The following is an 18,041-nucleotide window of genomic DNA, read 5'->3' as shown; positions in this document are numbered from 1 at the left end:
CCTTGGTCTAATCGCTAATAGCTAACCGCTAATCGCTAGGCTATTCCATCTGCCAGCCGCGATCGCCAATCGTGAAGGGTACGATCTCATCGCTGCACGCGCTGCCGCGATGCTTGGCCACGTAGACCGCGCGCTTCAGACTGTTCCCTTCGCGCAATTTGCCCAGGTAGATCAGCGTGTTGGCATTGGCCAGCGTGTCCCCTTCGTCGAGCGGCCGGCTGATCAACTGTTCGAGCATCGTCTCGGCCGTGGTCACCAGCAGCAGACTCGCCACTTCGCCAGCCGGATACGTGTGCTCGGCGGCCGCGGTGGCGAATTCGCGGTAATGCTCGCGGAACAGATCGCGCGCCACCCACTCGGCGTCCTTGCGAAACAGTTGATGGTAGAGGTACTCGAACAGCTCGAACTGGATCGACTCGCTTGGCTTGTCGACCGGCTCGATGCCATCGATCACCACCCGCCGCGCCCCTTGCACGAAGTTGCCGTAGCAAAAGGCGATCGTCACCCCCAGCTTGCGGGCGATTTCGGCTTGCCAATCTTGCCAGGCCTCGAATCCCAGGTCCGAGCGCGTCACGCGGCGGCCGTGATAGTCGAAGACGTGCAAATAGTCGCCGTGCGCGCGACCAGGCGCGAAGAAATCGGCCACCACCGGCGCTTTGCTCGGGTCGACCGGCACGAGCGGCCAGTCATACATCCGCCGGGCGTATTGCTGATGGTTCTGGGCGTCGCCGCGGCAGCCCATGTCGAAAAAGATGCCGCGCCGTCGCTCATTTGGTCCGCTGGCCGCGGCAAAGTGGACCCCCAATTGCGTCTTGCCGATGCCGGTCGCTCCCAGCACCACGGTCAGCGTGCCGGGCAACAAGCCGCCGCCGAGCATGTCGTCGAGTCCCGGAACGCCCGTCGAGTAGCGAGTTTCGGCCATGCGCGGTGCTGAACCTTGCAGTAAATGAGAGCGACTTAGATCGTCAAGCGGCGATCGCGCGCCGCGACAGCCCAGCGATCGATCACCTGGCCGCGATGCACGACCAGCGCTTCGGCATGCAAGGCCACGGTTGGGCAGACATGCCACGGCATCCCGTAGAGGACGTCGCCCACCCGCAGGTTCGCGCCCGCCGCCGATTCAACGACCAGATGCTCTTCGCTATGGCCCACCATTCGCGCGTCGGGCAAGTCGGGAAAGTAAACGCGACCGTCGGCCTGATCGGCCGAGACGGCTTTGTAGCCCAGGTCCAGACAGAGCTGATTGCCGGGCTGTCGGCTGACGACTCGGGTGAGCAGCATCACCGCCGGCTCAAACGGCAGGTCGGGAATGTTTATACCATACCCACGGTCCCAGAAGGTCGTCGTCCCAGGGCTCAGTTCCACGTCCGCTCGATGGGCGTGAATCGGAAAGCTGAACGAACCACCGGCCACCACGCGCGGCACCGGCAACGATTGCGACTTCAAAAAGGTGCGTAGCTCGGCCACCGGAGCAAAGGCCTCGTCGACCGCCGCCCGACGCTCGGCGACGTCGCGCTGGCGAATGTGACCGTCATAGAGGTGCAAACCGCCGGGGCGCACATGCCGGGCCTCGGCCAAACGCCGATACCAGGCCACCGCGGTTTCGTCGGGCGCCACGCCGGTGCGGTGCATGCCGACGTCGAGGTCCAACAGCATCTCAATGCGTCCCGAGACTGGCGCGGCGGCTTCGTCCAGGGCGAGCATCTGTTCCAGGTTGTCGAACGTGACCGACCAGCGCGTGTCGGGAAACGTCTCGGCCAACTTGACCAACCGGCCGATATTCGGCCCCACCTGCGGGTAGCTGATCAACACGTCAGCCGCGCCGCAGCGGGCGGTCATCTCGGCCTCGGCGATCGTCGCGCACTTGAACTTGTCGATCCCGGCGGCCTGCTCGAGCGCGACGACTTCGGCCATTTTGTGCGTTTTGACGTGCGGGCGGAGCCGATTTGGATTCTGCGCGATGGCGACCATCCGCTGGATGTTATCCACGACGCGCTGGCGATAGACCAGCAACGCCGGCGAAGGGGTCGAGCTAGGATCAGTCAGGTGATACCAGGACATATTATCCGCCGCACCCTAAGCGCTGAGGAGCAATGATCGAAACACATCGCCGACATAGCGCCACTGGTGGCTAGGCCACCAGTGCGAATCGCGCGTCAGCCTGCCAAGCAGGCCAGGCCGCACCAGTGGTTTTATCTACTCGCCCCGCTGCTGCCCTTGTCGGGCCGAGGGAATCAGCCGACGCTGCACGTCGGTTTCGAGCACGCCGAAGGCCGCTTCGTGGCGCGACAACTGCTGGTGCAAGACCATCATCATCCGCTTGGCGCAGTAATAGTTCATCACAATCCGCTGGCCGACTGGAATCGGATCCTCGGTCGCCCCCAGCGGATGGGCGTTCAGGCAGAAGTCGAGGACCAACTCCTCGGGCGTGGGAGTGACGCGGACAAAATTGGCGTACATCGCCACCAGCTTCGATTCGTCAAAGCGGACTTGCACCTGGTTCGCAGCGGCGGCGTCGCCGGGCTTGGGAGTTGTGGACATCGTCGACTCCTGATCGTGGCTTGCTAGCAGCGGCAACCATGCCGAGCGGGAACAAAGCGGATGCGCAACGGACTTTATAGGGGGCGGCGGCGTTGCTCGCAACGTGCTGTCATGCTGTCGCGCCGGTCTAATTCAAGAAGCTGGAGCGATTGTACCGATAATTCGCTCGCGCTGGCGATTCTTCAAGATTCGTCAATGCGTGCGATTTCCACTTCCAATTCCGGCGACGTGTCGGCCAGCCCACGAGGTTTTAACATGAAGCGCGCTTTCGCTCGTTGGGCAATGGCCATCGTGGTGATCGGCGGCGTTTGCGGCGCAACATCGCTCACGCGAGCCGATGATTCGGCCGAGCGGCAGGAAACGCTCGACGCGCTGCGCCGCAGTGTGCGGTACGCCAAGCCCGCCGACAAGACGAGGCCGGACCTGAAAGCCGCCGGAGTGTCACACGCCTTGGGTTCGCTGGCCGCGCGGCTGGCCACGCCGGCCCCCGCGCCCCTTTGGGATGGCGTCCAACCGGCGTCGCACCAAGCGCCGGTCGTCATCTCGGACGATTCGCCAATCGTGCCAGCCGTCGCCACGGTCGAAACCGACGCCGCCAAGAACCCGTCAGCCCAGGACGCGCCTCAGTCGTGCTTGCGGATCAATCCGCTTCGAACGCCGATTGATGAACCTGGCCCTCTCAACAAGTCCGCCGAGACGTCCAACCCACTGCGTGCCAACTAGCCGCGATTCGCGTAACTGGATAACGCGCGTCGAGCAAAAAAGCGGGCTCGGCAGCGCCTTCGCGCCGCCGAGCCCCTCTGCGTTTCATCGTTCCGCTGAGCCCCGCCGTCATCGAGCAGGGCGATCAGCAAACCGTCAGGCTCCTTACGGGTTGACCCAGGCGTCGTCCACCGGCAGCTTGAACCAGTTGTTCTGCAGCGGTTGAGTCTGACCGGGCTGCTTGACGTTCTTGCCGTCAGCCGACATCAGCAAGCAGTAGACGAAGTACTCCATCTGCTCATTCAAGAAGCCAACGTGGCCATCGCAGTACGCCACGTTCGCGCCGCCAATATGCATCGACGACGGGCGCGTGTATTGGTACTGCTGCGGCGAGCCGCTACTACCCGAGCTTTGCGTAAAGAGCGAGCCCGCCTGAGTCGAGGCCCCGACGCCCTTATTCGCATTGATACGATAGTTCGGCTGGGTCGGCATGGCTTGCGGCGGCGGGCTGCCGGGCTGGGACTGCTGGTTACCTTGCACTTGGGCCATAATATCCCAGATGCAGCCGAGCGCTTGTTCCAGCACGTCCATGTATTGGCCGTGGTCGACATTCTCGGTCAACATGATCGTCTGGACCAGACCGTCACGCTGGCCGATCCAGCTGTTGCTCTGTTGAACTTGAGGAATCATGTTCGCGGTGTTGGCCTGGCTGCCGCCGCTGCCGGTATACGACGCGGTCGGGTTGCCCGTAAAGCGATCAAAGAACACCCCGTTCGCCGGCCAGTCGCGCGGCACGCCGGCCGTCGTCGTGGTGCGAGGGGTTCCTTGCGTGTCGATGCAACCCGAGTTCACCACATAAGCCAATGGCGTGCCGCCAGCCGTTGATGGCGGGTCCGAAGGACACGAGAAGTTCTCGATCGTGATCTGAGCATAGTTCGACGAGACAATCGGCCCCGTGGTACCACCACCACCCGAGCCGCCCGAACCACTGCCGCTGCCGCCGGGAGATCCCGTCACCGGCGTACGCATGGCGTCGTATACCGCCGTGTAGTCCAAGTACGGCAGCACCGGCACCGCCCAACTCACGCCACCTTGACCCGGATTGTTCGGGTTGGTGAACGAGGCGTTGTTCGTCATCAGCAACACGTTGCGATAGCCCGGATACTGACGACGATCGATTTCGTACTGATTCAAGGCGGTCGCGATGTCGCGCAGTTGCTGGCTGCAACGCAGCTTGCGCGCGGTTTCGCGAGCCTTGGTGATGCCACGGAATGACATCGTGGCCAACAGCGCGATGATGGCGATCACCACCATCAGTTCGATCAGGGTAAAACCATGGCGCTTGACGCGGCGAGCCATAAACGTGTTTCTCCTCGAGTTGCTGACTACCAGCAGGCCGAATGGCGTTTGAATTTCTTGGGCAGCGCTAACGCGATCTCGGTTGGGGCATTCCCCCCCCTACCGCCGAACGTAGCGAGCCGAGCATGCATGTCCCTCATGCATTCAACCTCTGATTCTATCAGCCGACCTGGGGAATGCCATTTTTTTTGCACGAGAATTACCCTCCCATCAACCACTTGCGACGGGTCGTCGTGCCCTCGAGCGACACCGCGATTCGCCAGCCAAACAGCGGGCTTTCCAGGGGCTTCTCCCAGGCCAGGCCGCGTTGACGCCGCCACGACCGGGGGGTAGGCTAACCCGGGTCTGGACGTTGGTGGCCGGCCGGGTCGATGGACCCGACCGGCAAACAGGGAACCCGGTGTAACTCCGGGACGGCCCCGCCGCTGTAATCAGGTGTTACGAGGGCGCCTCCATCGCCAACCCATTGCCGAGCAACGTGGTTCCGACCGGACCAATTGCTCCCGGTGAGAAGGGTCGAGGCCCACGATCAGCGCGACACGGCTCACAAGGCCCGTGCCGCGAGGTTCGCCCCAGCCTGAAAGTCAGAAGACCTACCAACGTCGGTTTTGCGTGCCACGTGCTGCTCGGGACAGCGCGCGGCCAAGCGTCCTCGGCTTTCATTGGCTGGTAAGTCGCCTGCGCTGCGCCCCTGTTCCGCTTGCGCACACGATTTGTCGGCATGAATCCCTGGCGCTCGCAACTTGCTTGATCCAACGCTCGCGAATGAGCCGCGCAGTGCCCTGCGCGCCCCCTCGCGCACAAAGCATTCGGGAACCGACGCTCACGTGTTTGAAATGCCAACCATTCGACGCAGCTATTGGGCCGCCGGTGTGGGCGTGAGCCTGGCGTTTCACGTCGGTGTCGCCTGCGCGGCCGTGGTGCTCCACGCCCTGTTTCGGCCGGCCGGCGCGCTGCCGATCGAGGCCGGCCCGAACTCGATGGCGCTGATGGCCTCGATGGCCAGCGCAGGCAACGCCGACCGCGGCGAACAAGAAGCCATTGACATCACGCTGCCGACCGAGCTGCCCCCCGACCGCGAAACGGTCGCGCCGGAATTGGCCCCCGAACTTCATCTGGCCCGGCACAGCCGGGTGCGCGATCTGACTCGCCTTTCGTCGCCAAGCGAAACCACGCGCGAACCAACGTCCGATGTTCCCGTGGCCATGCTCACGCCGGTGCTTGAACGGGTCGAGTCGGGAGGCGACCCGACGATGAACTCGGAACAGGATGTGACGCTGCCCCGGGCGATTGTCGAGCCGCTGTTGAAGATCGAGCAAGTATCGTCGGCCGTGCGCTCGGACCCTTCACCCAGTTCCGATCCGATCGCCGGGGCCGACATCGATCGGCAGCCGTCGCCGCTTTACAACCCGAGTCCAGCCTATCCGACCGACGCCCGACGAGTGCGCGCCGTCGGCACGGTGCTGCTGTCGGTCACGGTGGCGGCGACGGGCACGGTGAAAGCCGCCACGGTGCTCGAATCGAGCGGTAATGAATCGCTCGACGCGGCGGCGCTCGACGTGATCTGGCGCTGGCGGTTTCGTCCGGCCTTGCGCCACGGTCAACCGATCGACCACACGATCGGCGTGCCGATTCGCTTCCGACTGGCCGAGTAAATGGCGATTTGCTCGGCCAACGCCGCGGAAAAGAAATCGATCACGATGGCACGACGTAGATTCAGATTATCTGACATCGTGATCGTCGTATCATCGTGGTTAAATCCGCAGGTTCAGCAACGAGCGGCGAACGGAAGCTGGCCAGGCCTTTCGCACCTCAGATTGAGCGCCCTGTTCATGCCCCGCGAGTCCAGCTACCAGGTCGCGCTGGCTCCAGCGTAACCTGAAAATGGCATCACGCCGAAGCCCGAGACCTCCTGGTAGCGAGTATCGGTCAAGTTGTCGATGCGGCCGAACAACTGCACGCGTTGGGTCAGGTTGTATGACCCCGCCACGTAGGCGACGACGTACGGGTCAAGCTGCACGCGATTGCCGATGTAATCGATGTCGTCGCGCTGGCCGACGTACATCACCGTCAGATTCAGATTCGCTCGATCGCGAAAGTATTTGCGATTGAGACCGATGCTGGCCGCGTCATCGGGCCGGCGCAGCAGCTTTACATCGTTCACTTCGTCGCGCGTATCGAGCTTGGTGTACATGCCGGTCAGGGTGGTGCGCGAATCGAGCCTGACCAACGCCGTAAACTCCAGGCCGGCGCTCGCGGCGCGACCCACGTTGGTATAGAAACCCGAGAAGCCGGCGCTTTGAAATTGAATCAGGTTCGTGAACTGATTGCGAAAGTATGTCGCGCTCAGCACCACCTGGTTGTCGAACAGCGGCTGGTCGACGCCAAAGTCATACCCCTGGCTTTGCTCGGGCAATAGATTGGGCCGGCCGAACTGCGCGTCGAACAACTGATAGATCGACGGCGCTTTGAATCCAGTGCCCAAGCTGCCGCGCACCGCCGTCTCGGAACCCGGCACTCGATACAACGACGAAAGCCGATACGTGGTGGCCAGGCCGGCCTGACTGTAGTTGTCTTGCCGCACGCCAACATTCGTGAACCAGCGTTCGCCGAGTTGAATCTGATCCTGACAATAAACCGCCGTGTCGGTGATGGTGCTCGGGGACGCCACGTCAACAAACGCTGGCGGGAAGGCGGGATCCAAGAAGCTGAACGAAGAACAACCCGATTCGCTGATGTAGCTAGCGCCGGCGAACAAGGTGTTGCGCTTGGTCAAGTGTACGGCATTTTTCCAATCGACCATGTTGGTCGTGCCATTGGTGTGGCTCAACTGGAAGGCCGTGCTGTTCGGGCCGGGGTCCGAGCGATAGTCGCGCGTCGTGTTCGAGGTGTTGTACCCGAGCCAGGTTTCATAGATCTCTTCCTCGCCGCGGTAATGCAGTTGCGTGCGCGTGAAGAGCTGATCGGTGTCGGAATGGCCGTTCGGATCATCACCAAACGGCCCGCCAAACAGGTCGGTCTTGGACACGCCGTGCATGTAACGCATGATGAACTCCACGTCGAAGTTCTTGGTGGGCGTCCAGCCCAGCCGCGTCGACAGGTTCGTATTGTTGAATCCATTCGGGTCGGTGTTTCCCGGCAACCGTGAATCGGCGGCCGAGATGCCCGTGTTCTGATAGTAAGAACCAGCCGCCGAATAATTCATCTTCTGATTGCCGCCGCTGACGCTGTACGACTCGCGGGCCATGCCGAACGAGCCTCCCATGGCAGTCGCGGTCGAGCTGCGCGGGCCGCTTCCTTTCTTGGTGACGATGTTGATCACGCCGCCAATCGCATCGGAACCGTAGAGGGTGCTTTGCGGGCCGCGAATGACTTCAATCCGATCGATGTTGTCGACCGAAAGCGTCGAGAAGTCGAACAGCCGCCCCGTCGTCAACGGATCGTTCATCCAGATGCCGTCGAGAATCACCTTGGTTTGTTCGCTGCTGGCCCCGCGAATGAACACCGACGCCGGCTGACCAGGTCCGCCCGATTGCACGACATTCAGCCCCGGCAAGCCGCGCAACATTTCGAGCACGCTGGTCTGCCGGCGCTGCTGAATCTGCTCGGCGGTGATCACGGTCACCGATGAGCCCGCTTGACCGAGCGGCGTCCCGCCGAGCGAAGCGCTGTTCACGACGGTCGAACCCGGCGTCGCCCCGCCCGGAGCGCCCACGCCATAGGGGGTGCCGGTGACGACGGTCTCGGGCAAATTGAATTGCGGCCGCGGGGTGGCCGGACCTTGCACCGAGGGCGTGGTGGTCGCCGGCGCGTCGGGCGTCGGTTGCGCCGCCGCCAGTTCTTCCTGAGCGACCAGATTGATTTCGGACGTTGACGTGGTTGCGCCTTGTGCGGGCGATTCAGCGCTGGCCAGATCGGCGCTACCCAGGCAGAAGCCTAGCGCGGCCAGCAGCGCCCGAGTGCGGGCGCGCAGCAAGACAGTCATGAAAGGAGCTCCTTCCTGTTCCCTCGAGGAAAGTCGCGTTCGTTACACCACGTGGACCAGATATCCTGGCTGGGGGTCATCCGCGGGCCTGCCTTCCCGGGCGTTCGCACTCCGGAGAGTCGAATGCCCAGTGGCGGTTTCATGACCGTTGTCACCCTTACAGTCGCGGGGCGGCGGGAGCTTTGCACTCCACTTCCCTGGATTCCGACGTGAACCAAATGGACCACGGCCGCCGCGCGTCGAGCGACGCATGACGGTCATGTAACGATGCTTTCGGTCAATCGTTTTGAGCCGATTGAGCGCAAGCTGAGCGAACCACGGGAGATGCCGCCTGGGGAGCGCCAGGCGTAACTTTGCTAGGCGTCGCGCCGCCTAGGTAAAGTTTGCCGTGCGGTTCGGTGGCAAGCGTTGTAGTGGCAAGCAATATCTCGGTGAATTAAGATCAGTCCCGTTCACTCTGCCGAATGCCGCCTTTGAGGAGCTGCAAAGACGATGCGAATGGCCGCCGCCTGCTGGTTGATCCTTGCCTTTTGTGGAATCGCCGCCTGGGGCGCCACCGCCTGGGCCGAAGAACGCCCGGCCGGGATTCCCGAGAACTACCAACTGGTCTATTCCCAGGACTTCAAGAGCGCCGATGCCGTGGGCGATTTTCAGATGACCGACGCGGCCGCCTGGAAACACGCGCTCGAGGACAACCGCGGCGCGCTCGAACTGTTCAAACAGAGCAAGTACAAGCCGCCGTATCGCTCGCCGGTGAACATTGCCCTGGTCCGCGACCTGCGCGTGGGCGACGTGGTGATCGAGGCCGACTGCCTGCAAACCGGCAAGGAGTACGGCCATCGGGACATGGTGATCTTCTTCGGGTTTCAGTCGCCGTCGCAGTATTACTACACCCACATCGCCACCAAGGCCGACGATCACGCCAACAATATCTTCATCGTCAACGACGCGGCGCGGCTGAAGATCTCGAAGGTCAGCAACGAAGGGAACAACTGGGGGTTGAATGTCTGGCATCGCGTGCGAGTCCACCGCCAGGTGAGCGACGGAAGCATTCGCGTCTATTTCGACGATCTGACCAAGCCGATCATGGTGGCCGAGGACAAAACATTCGGCACCGGCTGGCTGGGCTTTGGCTCGTTTGACGACACGGGCAAGGTGTCGAACATCCGCGTCTGGTCGCCGAGCGCCGAGAAGAAAGCGGCGCCGGCCTTCGCGAACTAGGGGCCGCGTCAAATGCCGGAACTGCGAATTGGTTCCTATTTAATGCTGGCGATCGGGCTTTGGCTGGCCTCGGCGTCGGCTTATCCGACATGGGGCCAAGAGCCAGACGCGGGCCACGTTGCGAGCCTCGTCTTTGACGTGTCGGAAGCGCCGCATCTGGCCCCCTGGGCTGAGCAGGCCAAGGAGTTGGTCCGTACGTGGCAGCCCAAGATCGCCGCCATTCTGCAAAGCGACGTTCGTCCGGCAGAGATCAAGCTCGTATTTCGGCGCAATCTGAAAGCGGTCGCGGCCACCAGCGGCAATACGATCTCGATCTCGGTCGGCTGGGTCGAGAAGCATCCCGAGGATTTAGGGATGGTCGTGCATGAGCTGACGCACGTCATCCAAGGCTATCCGCGCGGCGGCGCGCCCTGGCTGGTCGAGTCAATTGCCGACTACGTGCGCTACGTCCATTACGAACCGCAAGCCGGGCCTACGCACCTCGACCCGCTAAGACAAAACTATCGCGACGGTTACAAGACCGGCGGTTTGTTTCTCGGCTGGGTCGAGAAGCGGCACGGGGCGAACGTCGTGCCCGAGTTGAATCGCGCGCTGCGAAACGGGAAATACGACTACGAAACCTTCCGGCGCTTGACCGGCAAGAGCGTCGATCGACTGTGGGCCGACTATATCGACGAACTGGTTCCAGCGGCGAAATAGAACCTCGCGGCGCTAGCGTGCCGCGGCCAGCCGGCGTTCGACCAGCGCTCGGTAGTAATCGATCGAGCGGCGAATCCCCTCGTCGAAGCCAACCTGCGGTTCGTAGCCCAACGCGGCGCGAGCTTGGGTGATGTCAGCCTGGCTCTCGCGCACATCGCCAGCGCGTGGCGGCTGGTGAATCGGCTCGACCTGCGTGCCCAGTTGCTCGTTCAACGCGGCCAGCAATCGCAACAGGCTGATGCTCTGGCCATTGGCCAAATTGAACACGCGCCCCGACACGTTCAAGGCGTCCGCGGCCAGCAAGTTGCCGTGAACCACGTTGGCCACGAACGTGAAATCGCGCGATTGCTCGCCGTCGCCAAACACGATCGGCCGCTTGTTCGCCAGAATCGCCGTCAGGAACAGCGGAATCACCGCCGAGTAGGGGCTGTCGGGATCCTGGCGCGGGCCAAACACGTTGAAATACCGCAGGCTGACGGTCTCGAAGCCATAAGTGTCGGCGAACGCCTGGCAGTAATACTCGCCCGTCAGCTTGGCGACGCCGTACGGCGAAATCGGCGCGGGCAGATCGGTCTCGCGCTTGCTGCTGGTCGGCGTGTTGCCATAGGCGCTGCTGCTGGCCGCGTAGACCAGCCGGCTGACCCCCGCGCGCCGCGCGGCATCGAGCACCGTCAATGTCCCGGTCGCGCAGGCGGCGTGACAATCCAACGGACGTTCCACGCTCAGGGGCACCGAGGCCAAGGCCGCCTGGTGAAACACCACATCGACGCCGCGCATGGCTCGCGCCACGGCGGCCGGGTCGGTGATGTCCCCCTCGACGAACTCGACGTCGGCCGCGAACTCCTGCAGGTTTTCCCGCTTGCCGGTGCTGAGGTTGTCGAAGACGCGCACTCGGTCACCGCGCTCGACGAGCGCCTGGGTCAAATGAGACCCTATAAAGCCAGCACCGCCGGTAACCAGGAACGAACGCATTGCAGACCCTCGGATGGTGGGCGACACGCCTGCGCAGACCTTCCCCAGCCGCGTCAGGCTGTGGCGCTATTCAACCCTAGCATGGCGGCGGGGTCGGGCAAGTGATAGCACGGGCCGCTGGCGACGATTCTGACGTTTACACCCGGAATAACCCTCAGGTATCCTGCCGCGCCCGAAACTCGGGCAGGGCCTCCCGTCATCCCCGGATTTGGACTTTCGCCATGTTCAAGCGCTCTCTGGCAACGATCGTGGTTTGTGCCGTCGCCTCGTCGGTGTTCGCGGCCGACTTTTGCATCTACAGCAAATTGCACGTCGACAAGGACGTGGTCGAAAGCACGACCGTGTTCCAGGCCGGCCGGGCCTACGACTTTCTGGACAATCCGCGCGAGGTGACGGTCTTTGACGCGCCGGGCAACAAGTTCGTCGTGCTCGATCCCGAGCGCAAGGTCCGCACCGAAGTCACGCTCGAACAAATCGAAGCGTTCACGAATAACCTGAAGAGCGAGACCATGAAGCGGAGCATCGTGCCGCTGCTGGCGTTTCTGGCCGAGCCGAAGTTCGCCGAAGAGTTTGACCCAACGAAGCAAGAGCTGACGCTGACCAGTGAATGGCTGACCTATCGCGTGCAGGCCACGACCCCCAAGCTGCCCGACGCGGCGGACCTGTACGCCGACTTCATCAACTGGCAGACGAAGCTGAACACGATGCTGCGCCCCGGCTCGCTGCCGCCGTTCGCGCGGCTGCAATTGAACTCGGCCCTCGACAGCCGGGGCTTGATGCCGACCGAAGTGACGGCCACGCGCCACTCGCCCAAGGGTTCTCGCAAGGATGTCACGTTGCGTGCCGAGCATCGACTGCAATGGCGCATTCTGAGCGCCGAGCAAGATCGGCTGAACGAGGCGGCCACCTGGCTGGCGACGTTCGAGCAAGTGAACCTGCGCGAATATCAGAAGCCGTACTTGCCCAAGCCAGCCGCCGAAGCCGGCGAGTAGCCTCGGGCCGCGATCCCGAGTCGAGGGCGATTCTGGCAAGCGTGCATCGCTTGCTCACCCAAGCCGGCGGCTCTGCCGCCAAGAACGGTGGCAAAGCCACCGGCTTGGAACGCGTCGGAGCGCTGCGTTCGCGTCGTCAAAGCAGCGTCCCGGACGCAACCCCATCAAAAGCGGTCTCGTGGGGTGGCCCAGGTGCTTGCACCTGGGCGGCCGAAGGCCGCAAGAAACCTCGGGCGCCGTCCCGCGCGGGTGGCAAGTTACCATTGGGTTGCGCGTGCCCATCGAGTTTCTTGTTGCTGCGCAACACCGATGGCCAAGCCATCGGTGCCACCCAAGACGCGCGGGTGTAGCCTGACCGCAAGCCGCTCGGCGAGCCGTCTATCAACTCTCATGCGGCAATAAAAAAAGCCGCCCTGTTGCCAAGGCGGCTGGTCGCTCCGTAGAGCGTTGCCTGCGAATTTTTCTTCTTGTTGCGAGAAGGTCAATTACAGGCAGGGATCAGTTACACTGCCGCTTAGATTAGCAACTCTGGCTCGGCAGTCAAGTTTTTTTGTAGGAGGCAGGCGAATGGCGAAGCGGCGCGTACTGGGTCTGGATATTGGCTCGAATTCAATCGGTTGGGCGCTGTTAGACCTCGACGAAGACCAGTCACAGGTCGTTGCCACGGGCGCGAGGATTTTTCCTGAAGGGGTCGATCGCGACCAACAGGGGGCGGAACACTCGAAGAATGAGGCCCGCCGCATTGCGCGGGGCATGCGCCGGCAAATCGCCCGCCGTTCGCGGCGTAAGCAACGCGTGCGACAAGCATTGATTCGCGCTGGTCTCTATCCAGTCGACCCGCAAGAACAAGCTCGCCTCGATCAACTCGATCCCTATTCGTTGCGCAGCCGCGCGCTCGATTCGCGCCTGGAACCGTTTGAAATCGGGCGCATCTTGATTCACCTGAACCAGCGCCGCGGGTTTCTCTCGAACAAGAAGGGGGATCGCGACAAACAAAAGGAAGACTCCAAAACCTTGGCGGAGATCAGCCAGTTGGAGCAAGACATCAAGGCCGCTGGTCATCGCACGCTCGGCGAGCATTTGGCGTCCGCCTATGCGGCGAACCCCTTGGAGCGTCTGCGGGGCAAGCACACACGCCGCTCGATGTTCGTTGCCGAGTTCGATCAGATTTGGGCGCAGCAACAATCCTATCACCCGGAATTGCTGACTGACCAGTTGAAGTACGGCCGTCGGGGTCAACAGACTTACCCGCGCAGACCTGAGCGCATTGGCAAAGATCCGCGGCAAGCGGTGCAAGAAGTCGGACTGTTCGGCCTGACCTTCTTTCAACGCAAGTTGAAACCGCCGAAAAGCGTCGTGGGCCAGTGCGAGTACGATCCCAAGCAGAAACGCTGTCCACGCGCCGATCGCGCAGCGCAGCGTTTTCGGGTATTGCAGGAAGTGAACAACCTGCGCGTGATGCGCGGCGACGGGGAAATCTGTGAACTTACCGACGACCAGCGCGGCAAGGTGTTGGCTGCACTCGCCGAAAAAGATGCCGTCGAGTTCGACAAGCTGCGAAAGCTGCTCGGCTTGCTCGAAAGCGACGCGTTCAACCTGGAACGCGGCGATCGTCACAAGCTCGACGGCATGAAGACCGACGCCATCCTGGCAAACAAGAAGTATTACGGCAAGGAATGGCACAAGCTACCCGAAGCCACCAAGACCGCGATTGTCCGCTCGCTGATCCACGACGACGAAGAAACTTTCGTGCGTCGCGCGGGCGAAGAATTCGGCCTCGACGCCGAGTTGGCGGCGAGGTTGTTCGATGCCCCGCTGCCGGAAGGGTATGCCAGCCTGGGGCGCGAAACGATCGAACGATTGTTGCCGCACCTTGAACGCAGGCTGCCGTTGATGACGCGGGACGGAGCGCCCTGCGCGTTGCGATTGGCTGGCTTTTTGGCGCCGTGGGAACGCCCCGTCAAAGCGGGCCAGTACCTGCCCGAGCCGCCGGACATCACCAATCCTCTAGTGCGGCAGGCGATCCACGAAGTTCGCAAGCTCGTCAACGCCGTGGTCCGCGAGTTCGGTCGGCCCGACGCAATTCACATCGAGTTGGCCCGGGAGGTGAAGGGAAACTCCATCGAACGCGCCCGATACACACGCGATACCCGCGAACGCGCCCGTGAACGAGACCGAGTGGCGGAGATTCTCACGGAATTCGGTGAAAAGCCGACGCGGTCCAAGATCGATTTGTACCGGCTGTGGGAAGAGCAAGATCGCTGCTGCGTTTACTCGGGCCGCGTCATCAGCGAGAAGCAACTCCTGGGGGGCGAAGTGAATGTCGATCATATTCTGCCCTATTCGCGCACGCTTGATGACTCGTTGGCAAACAAAGTCGTCTGCTTTCGCAGCGAAAACGACGCCAAAGGGAACCAAACGCCCCATGAATGGCTGGTCGCGAAACATCCTGATCGGTATGAGGAGTTATTGCAGCGCGTCGCGCGATTGGCCTTCAACAAGCGCGCTCGCTTCAGTCAGAAGTCCTGCCAGCAAGATGAGTTCATCGCGCGGCAGTTGAACGACACCGCCTACATTACGTCGGCCGTTCACGGCTATCTGCAAAAACTGGGTGTCGACGTCGTGGCCAGCAAGGGGCAGCTTACCGCCGAACTTCGTCACCAGTGGGGGCTGAACAAGGTACTCAATCTCAGCGGGGAAGACCGCAAGAATCGCGACGACCACCGCCATCATGCCGTCGATGCCATCGTGATCGCCCTGTTGGATCGTTCGCGATTGCAACAACTGGCTCGTTCGCGCGGCCAAACGGAACTGCCCGCCCCTTGGAAGGGTTTTCGCGAGCAAGTGGAAAGCGCCGTCAATCAGATCAATGTTTCGCACCGCGTGCGGCGGAAGTTGGCCGGCGCGCTGCATGAAGAAACGCTCTACGGCCCAACCGAACAGGCCGGAGTATTTGTCTATCGCAAGCCACTCGAGGCGCTGACAACGGCCATGATCGAGGACATTCGCGACGAGGGGATTCGCCGCATTGTCGTCGCGCGTCTGAAGCAGTTTGGCATCGAGCCGGGAGACAAGAAGTCCATATCCAAGGAGGTTTGGCGTGAACCCTTGCTGATGCCGTCAGGCGTGCAGATCAAGAAAGTGCGATTGAAGAAGGCAGACCTGACGATTCAACCACTCCGCGACGCGGCTATGGTCAAGCCTGGCAATACCCACCACATTGCCATCTATGAATTCACCGACGCCAAGGGCAAAGCCCGACGCGAAATGATTGCCACGACGATGCTCGAAGCGATTCGGCGTCATCAAGCCGGTGAATCGATCATTCGGCGGGTTCACCCCAAGCGAAGCGATGCACGCTTCCTCATGTCGCTGAGCTACAACGAGGCTATCTTGGCCGACATCCGTGGCACCCAGGGGCTGTTTGTTTACCGAACGGCAGGGGCAATTCAAGGACAAATCTATTTTATATCGCACACCGATGCGCGGCCGAGTTCCGACGCCACGAAATACGCCGTCAAAGCCAGCACGCTGAACGGCAAAAAGGTCACCGTTGACCTTTTAGGCCGGATTCGGTGGGCCAACGATTGATTTTGGCCTCCCCTCTGGAAACCCCTGTGGGCGCGAATTAGCCTGGCGCTCAGTTTGCATCGGTTCGCAGCCCGGGCCACGGACGGTCGTTCGCTACCGCCGTGGGGCCGCCGCAGTGATTAAACGCACGATCGAAATCTCGCGCGAGCCGGCGCACCTCTGTGTCCGCCTCGATCAACTTCTGCTCCGCCGCGGCGAACAAACCGTCGGCCAGTTTCCCTGTGAAGATGTTGGCGTGGTCGTCGTCGATCATCCCCAGGCGACCTACACCCATCACGCCTTGGCCTCGCTGGCCGCCGCCGACGCCACGCTAATCGTGTGTGGCCGCGATCACTTGCCCGTGGGCATGTTGCTGCCCCTGGGCGACCACTCGCAGGTCGTGTGGCGACTGCGCGAACAGATCACGGCGCCGCTCCCGCTGCGCAAGCGGCTGTGGCAGCAGATTGTCCGTGCCAAGATCAAGGCCCAAGCCGACAACCTTGATCCCGCTTCGCCCCCAGCACGGCGAATGCGCGAGTTGATGACGCAGGTTCGCTCGGGCGATCCCAGCAACATCGAGGCCCAGGCGGCGCGAGCCTATTGGTCGGCGTGGCTGGTGAATGCGCCCGCCAGCCTGGCCGATCAGCTTCCCTTTCATCGCGATCCCGATCAACGCGGCCTGAACGGGATGTTGAACTACGGCTACGCGATTGTGCGGGCCGCCGTGGCGCGAGCGCTGGTATCGGGCGGGTTGCTGCCGGCCTGGGGCTTGCACCATCGGCATCGAGCCAACCCGTTTTGTCTGGCCGACGACTTGGTCGAACCGTTGCGGCCGCTGGTCGATGATCGCGTGCGCCAATTGGCGTTCGCGGGGCAGACGGAACTCGACCAGCCGACCAAAGCTGCGTTGCTTGAATTGCTCACGCTGCCGGTTCGCACCGGCACGGGAGCAGGTCCGCTGTTCGTGCAGTTGCACGCTTACGTCGCGTCGCTTGCCGCCTGCTTCCAAGGCCAAGGCCGTCGGCTGGAGATTCCCGAACCATGCGAATCAGCGGATACCGATGCATGTGGGTCGTGACGATGTTCGACCTGCCGGTCGACACCAAGCAAGCGCGGCGCGAGTATGCCCGCTTCCGCAAGTTCTTGCTTGAGGACGGCTTTCGGCGGATGCAGTTCTCGGTATATTGCCGGCCATGCCCCAGCGAGGAAAATGCCGTGGTTCACCAACGGCGCGTGAAAGGCCGACTGCCACCGGACGGCGAGGTGCGCATGCTCACCATCACCGACAAGCAGTTTGAAAGGATGCAGATATTTTGGGGAAAAATGCGTCGACGCCCCGAGCAACCGGGGCATCAACTCGAACTTTTCTAGTGAACCGATTGGGCGCAACCCCAATTGGTCCCGTCAGTTGGCAGGGGAACAGTGTAACTGATCCCTGCCTGCGACCAACCCGCAACTGACACGCTGCACGGCAGATCGGACGTGGCAGTGTAACTGATCCCTGCCTGCGACCAACCCGCAACGAAGGATGGCGAGCTGGCGTTTCGGCTGGGAGTGTAACTGATCCCTGCCTGCGACCAACCCGCAACTCGCCGCGGTTGCGGCCGTCGCGCTCTGTGAGTGTAACTGATCCCTGCCTGCGACCAACCCGCAACGACGCGCGAACGTCACGTTGCCGAATCTACAGTGTAACTGATCCCTGCCTGCGACCAACCCGCAACTCCAGGCCGCGTCGGCCCAGGCGTCGGTCAAGTGTAACTGATCCCTGCCTGCGACCAACCCGCAACACAAGCCCGGGACCTGCGCGGTCGGCGGGTAGTGTAACTGATCCCTGCCTGCGACCAACCCGCAACCGATGTGATGCGCTACCGTCGAGCGATCGAAGTGTAACTGATCCCTGCCTGCGACCAACCCGCAACCTTGGTCAGCGCGCATGCGATCATGCCGCCAGTGTAACTGATCCCTGCCTGCGACCAACCCGCAACTATAATGAGGGAGAC

At 62.2% G+C, this 18,041-nt stretch carries 14 protein-coding genes, 1 CRISPR repeat array and 2 riboswitches (1 of these 17 only partly in view); of the genes, 8 read left to right on the top strand and 6 right to left on the bottom strand.

What is annotated here, in order from left to right:
• Window positions 1–40: 40 nt before the first annotated feature.
• From JSS27_17250 to JSS27_17240, 3 genes are all read right to left on the bottom strand, one after another.
• A complete protein-coding gene (locus JSS27_17250; protein ID MBS0210692.1) occupies window positions 41–922 on the bottom strand; it encodes a recombinase RecA in 882 nt (293 codons plus the stop codon).
• A gap of 35 nt (window positions 923–957) precedes the next feature.
• The gene (locus JSS27_17245) at window positions 958–2,061 is read right to left on the bottom strand and encodes a D-TA family PLP-dependent enzyme (protein MBS0210691.1); all 1,104 of its coding nucleotides are present in this window, start codon (window positions 2,059–2,061) and stop codon (window positions 958–960) included.
• Window positions 2,062–2,196: 135 nt separating this feature from the next.
• On the bottom strand, window positions 2,197–2,541 hold the full coding sequence (locus JSS27_17240) for a DUF3467 domain-containing protein (GenBank protein MBS0210690.1): 345 nt from the start codon (window positions 2,539–2,541) through the stop codon (window positions 2,197–2,199).
• 255 nt (window positions 2,542–2,796) lie between these two features.
• Between JSS27_17240 and JSS27_17235 the strand changes: the two genes are divergently transcribed.
• Window positions 2,797–3,264, top strand: a complete 468-nt coding sequence (locus JSS27_17235; GenBank protein ID MBS0210689.1) for a hypothetical protein — start codon at window positions 2,797–2,799, stop codon at window positions 3,262–3,264.
• 144 nt (window positions 3,265–3,408) lie between these two features.
• Here the strand turns inward: JSS27_17235 and JSS27_17230 are convergent, their stop codons facing one another.
• Window positions 3,409–4,602 (bottom strand): DUF1559 domain-containing protein, encoded by a 1,194-nt coding sequence (locus tag JSS27_17230; protein MBS0210688.1) that lies wholly within the window; start codon window positions 4,600–4,602, stop codon window positions 3,409–3,411.
• 336 nt (window positions 4,603–4,938) lie between these two features.
• Window positions 4,939–5,218: riboswitch (cobalamin riboswitch) on the top strand.
• Window positions 5,219–5,438: 220 nt separating this feature from the next.
• Between JSS27_17230 and JSS27_17225 the strand changes: the two genes are divergently transcribed.
• Complete coding sequence (locus JSS27_17225) at window positions 5,439–6,257, top strand: energy transducer TonB (GenBank protein MBS0210687.1); 819 nt, start codon at window positions 5,439–5,441, stop codon at window positions 6,255–6,257.
• Between the two features lie 194 nt (window positions 6,258–6,451).
• Here JSS27_17225 and JSS27_17220 read toward each other — a convergent pair whose 3' ends face one another.
• Window positions 6,452–8,587: a TonB-dependent receptor gene (locus JSS27_17220; protein ID MBS0210686.1), complete on the bottom strand. Its 2,136-nt coding sequence runs from the start codon at window positions 8,585–8,587 to the stop codon at window positions 6,452–6,454.
• Window positions 8,588–8,622: 35 nt separating this feature from the next.
• Window positions 8,623–8,830, bottom strand: a riboswitch (cobalamin riboswitch).
• Between the two features lie 249 nt (window positions 8,831–9,079).
• Between JSS27_17220 and JSS27_17215 the strand changes: the two genes are divergently transcribed.
• Both JSS27_17215 and JSS27_17210 read left to right on the top strand, forming a co-directional pair.
• Window positions 9,080–9,808 carry a hypothetical protein gene (locus JSS27_17215; protein MBS0210685.1) on the top strand — a complete coding sequence of 243 codons (729 nt, stop codon included), beginning with the start codon at window positions 9,080–9,082 and terminating at the stop codon, window positions 9,806–9,808.
• A 12-nt stretch (window positions 9,809–9,820) separates the two neighbouring features.
• Entirely contained in the window at window positions 9,821–10,507 is a 687-nt protein-coding gene (locus JSS27_17210) for a DUF4157 domain-containing protein (GenBank protein MBS0210684.1), read from the top strand.
• A gap of 12 nt (window positions 10,508–10,519) precedes the next feature.
• On the opposite strand, the gene JSS27_17205 is transcribed toward JSS27_17210, so the two are convergent.
• Complete coding sequence (locus tag JSS27_17205; GenBank protein ID MBS0210683.1) at window positions 10,520–11,479, bottom strand: SDR family oxidoreductase; 960 nt, start codon at window positions 11,477–11,479, stop codon at window positions 10,520–10,522.
• 221 nt (window positions 11,480–11,700) lie between these two features.
• Here JSS27_17205 and JSS27_17200 point away from each other — a divergent pair, with 221 nt between their 5' ends.
• The 4 genes from JSS27_17200 (at window position 11,701) to cas2 (ending at window position 17,412) form a co-directional block, all read left to right on the top strand.
• Window positions 11,701–12,471: a hypothetical protein gene (locus tag JSS27_17200; GenBank protein MBS0210682.1), complete on the top strand. Its 771-nt coding sequence runs from the start codon at window positions 11,701–11,703 to the stop codon at window positions 12,469–12,471.
• A 567-nt stretch (window positions 12,472–13,038) separates the two neighbouring features.
• On the top strand, window positions 13,039–16,062 hold the full coding sequence (gene cas9 / locus JSS27_17195) for a type II CRISPR RNA-guided endonuclease Cas9 (protein MBS0210681.1): 3,024 nt from the start codon (window positions 13,039–13,041) through the stop codon (window positions 16,060–16,062).
• Window positions 16,063–16,177: 115 nt separating this feature from the next.
• The gene (gene cas1, locus JSS27_17190; GenBank protein MBS0210680.1) at window positions 16,178–17,119 is read left to right on the top strand and encodes a type II CRISPR-associated endonuclease Cas1; all 942 of its coding nucleotides are present in this window, start codon (window positions 16,178–16,180) and stop codon (window positions 17,117–17,119) included.
• Entirely contained in the window at window positions 17,107–17,412 is a 306-nt protein-coding gene (cas2, locus tag JSS27_17185; protein MBS0210679.1) for a CRISPR-associated endonuclease Cas2, read from the top strand. Before cas1 ends, cas2 begins: the two co-directional genes overlap by 13 nt.
• Before the next feature lie 50 nt (window positions 17,413–17,462).
• Window positions 17,463–18,041: direct repeats of the CRISPR family, unit length 36 nt; unit sequence AGTGTAACTGATCCCTGCCTGCGACCAACCCGCAAC (it continues 1,499 nt past the right edge of the window).

The organism is Planctomycetota bacterium, assembly GCA_018242585.1.
Taxonomy (GTDB): domain Bacteria; phylum Planctomycetota; class Planctomycetia; order Pirellulales; family PNKZ01; genus JAFEBQ01.
This window is presented reverse-complemented; position numbering and strand designations above follow the sequence as displayed.

Bases quoted from the DNA above. Each gene is read 5' to 3' on its own strand.
- JSS27_17250 (MBS0210692.1), bottom strand. From the start codon at position 922: ATGGCCGAAACTCGCTACTCGACGGGCGTTCCGGGACTCGACGACATG.
- JSS27_17245 (MBS0210691.1), bottom strand. From the start codon at position 2,061: ATGTCCTGGTATCACCTGACTGATCCTAGCTCGACCCCTTCGCCGGCG.
- JSS27_17240 (MBS0210690.1), bottom strand. From the start codon at position 2,541: ATGTCCACAACTCCCAAGCCCGGCGACGCCGCCGCTGCGAACCAGGTG.
- JSS27_17235 (MBS0210689.1), top strand. From the start codon at position 2,797: ATGAAGCGCGCTTTCGCTCGTTGGGCAATGGCCATCGTGGTGATCGGC.
- JSS27_17230 (MBS0210688.1), bottom strand. From the start codon at position 4,602: ATGGCTCGCCGCGTCAAGCGCCATGGTTTTACCCTGATCGAACTGATG.
- JSS27_17225 (MBS0210687.1), top strand. From the start codon at position 5,439: ATGCCAACCATTCGACGCAGCTATTGGGCCGCCGGTGTGGGCGTGAGC.
- JSS27_17220 (MBS0210686.1), bottom strand. From the start codon at position 8,587: ATGACTGTCTTGCTGCGCGCCCGCACTCGGGCGCTGCTGGCCGCGCTA.
- JSS27_17215 (MBS0210685.1), top strand. From the start codon at position 9,080: ATGCGAATGGCCGCCGCCTGCTGGTTGATCCTTGCCTTTTGTGGAATC.
- JSS27_17210 (MBS0210684.1), top strand. From the start codon at position 9,821: ATGCCGGAACTGCGAATTGGTTCCTATTTAATGCTGGCGATCGGGCTT.
- JSS27_17205 (MBS0210683.1), bottom strand. From the start codon at position 11,479: ATGCGTTCGTTCCTGGTTACCGGCGGTGCTGGCTTTATAGGGTCTCAT.
- JSS27_17200 (MBS0210682.1), top strand. From the start codon at position 11,701: ATGTTCAAGCGCTCTCTGGCAACGATCGTGGTTTGTGCCGTCGCCTCG.
- cas9 (MBS0210681.1), top strand. From the start codon at position 13,039: ATGGCGAAGCGGCGCGTACTGGGTCTGGATATTGGCTCGAATTCAATC.
- cas2 (MBS0210679.1), top strand. From the start codon at position 17,107: ATGTGGGTCGTGACGATGTTCGACCTGCCGGTCGACACCAAGCAAGCG.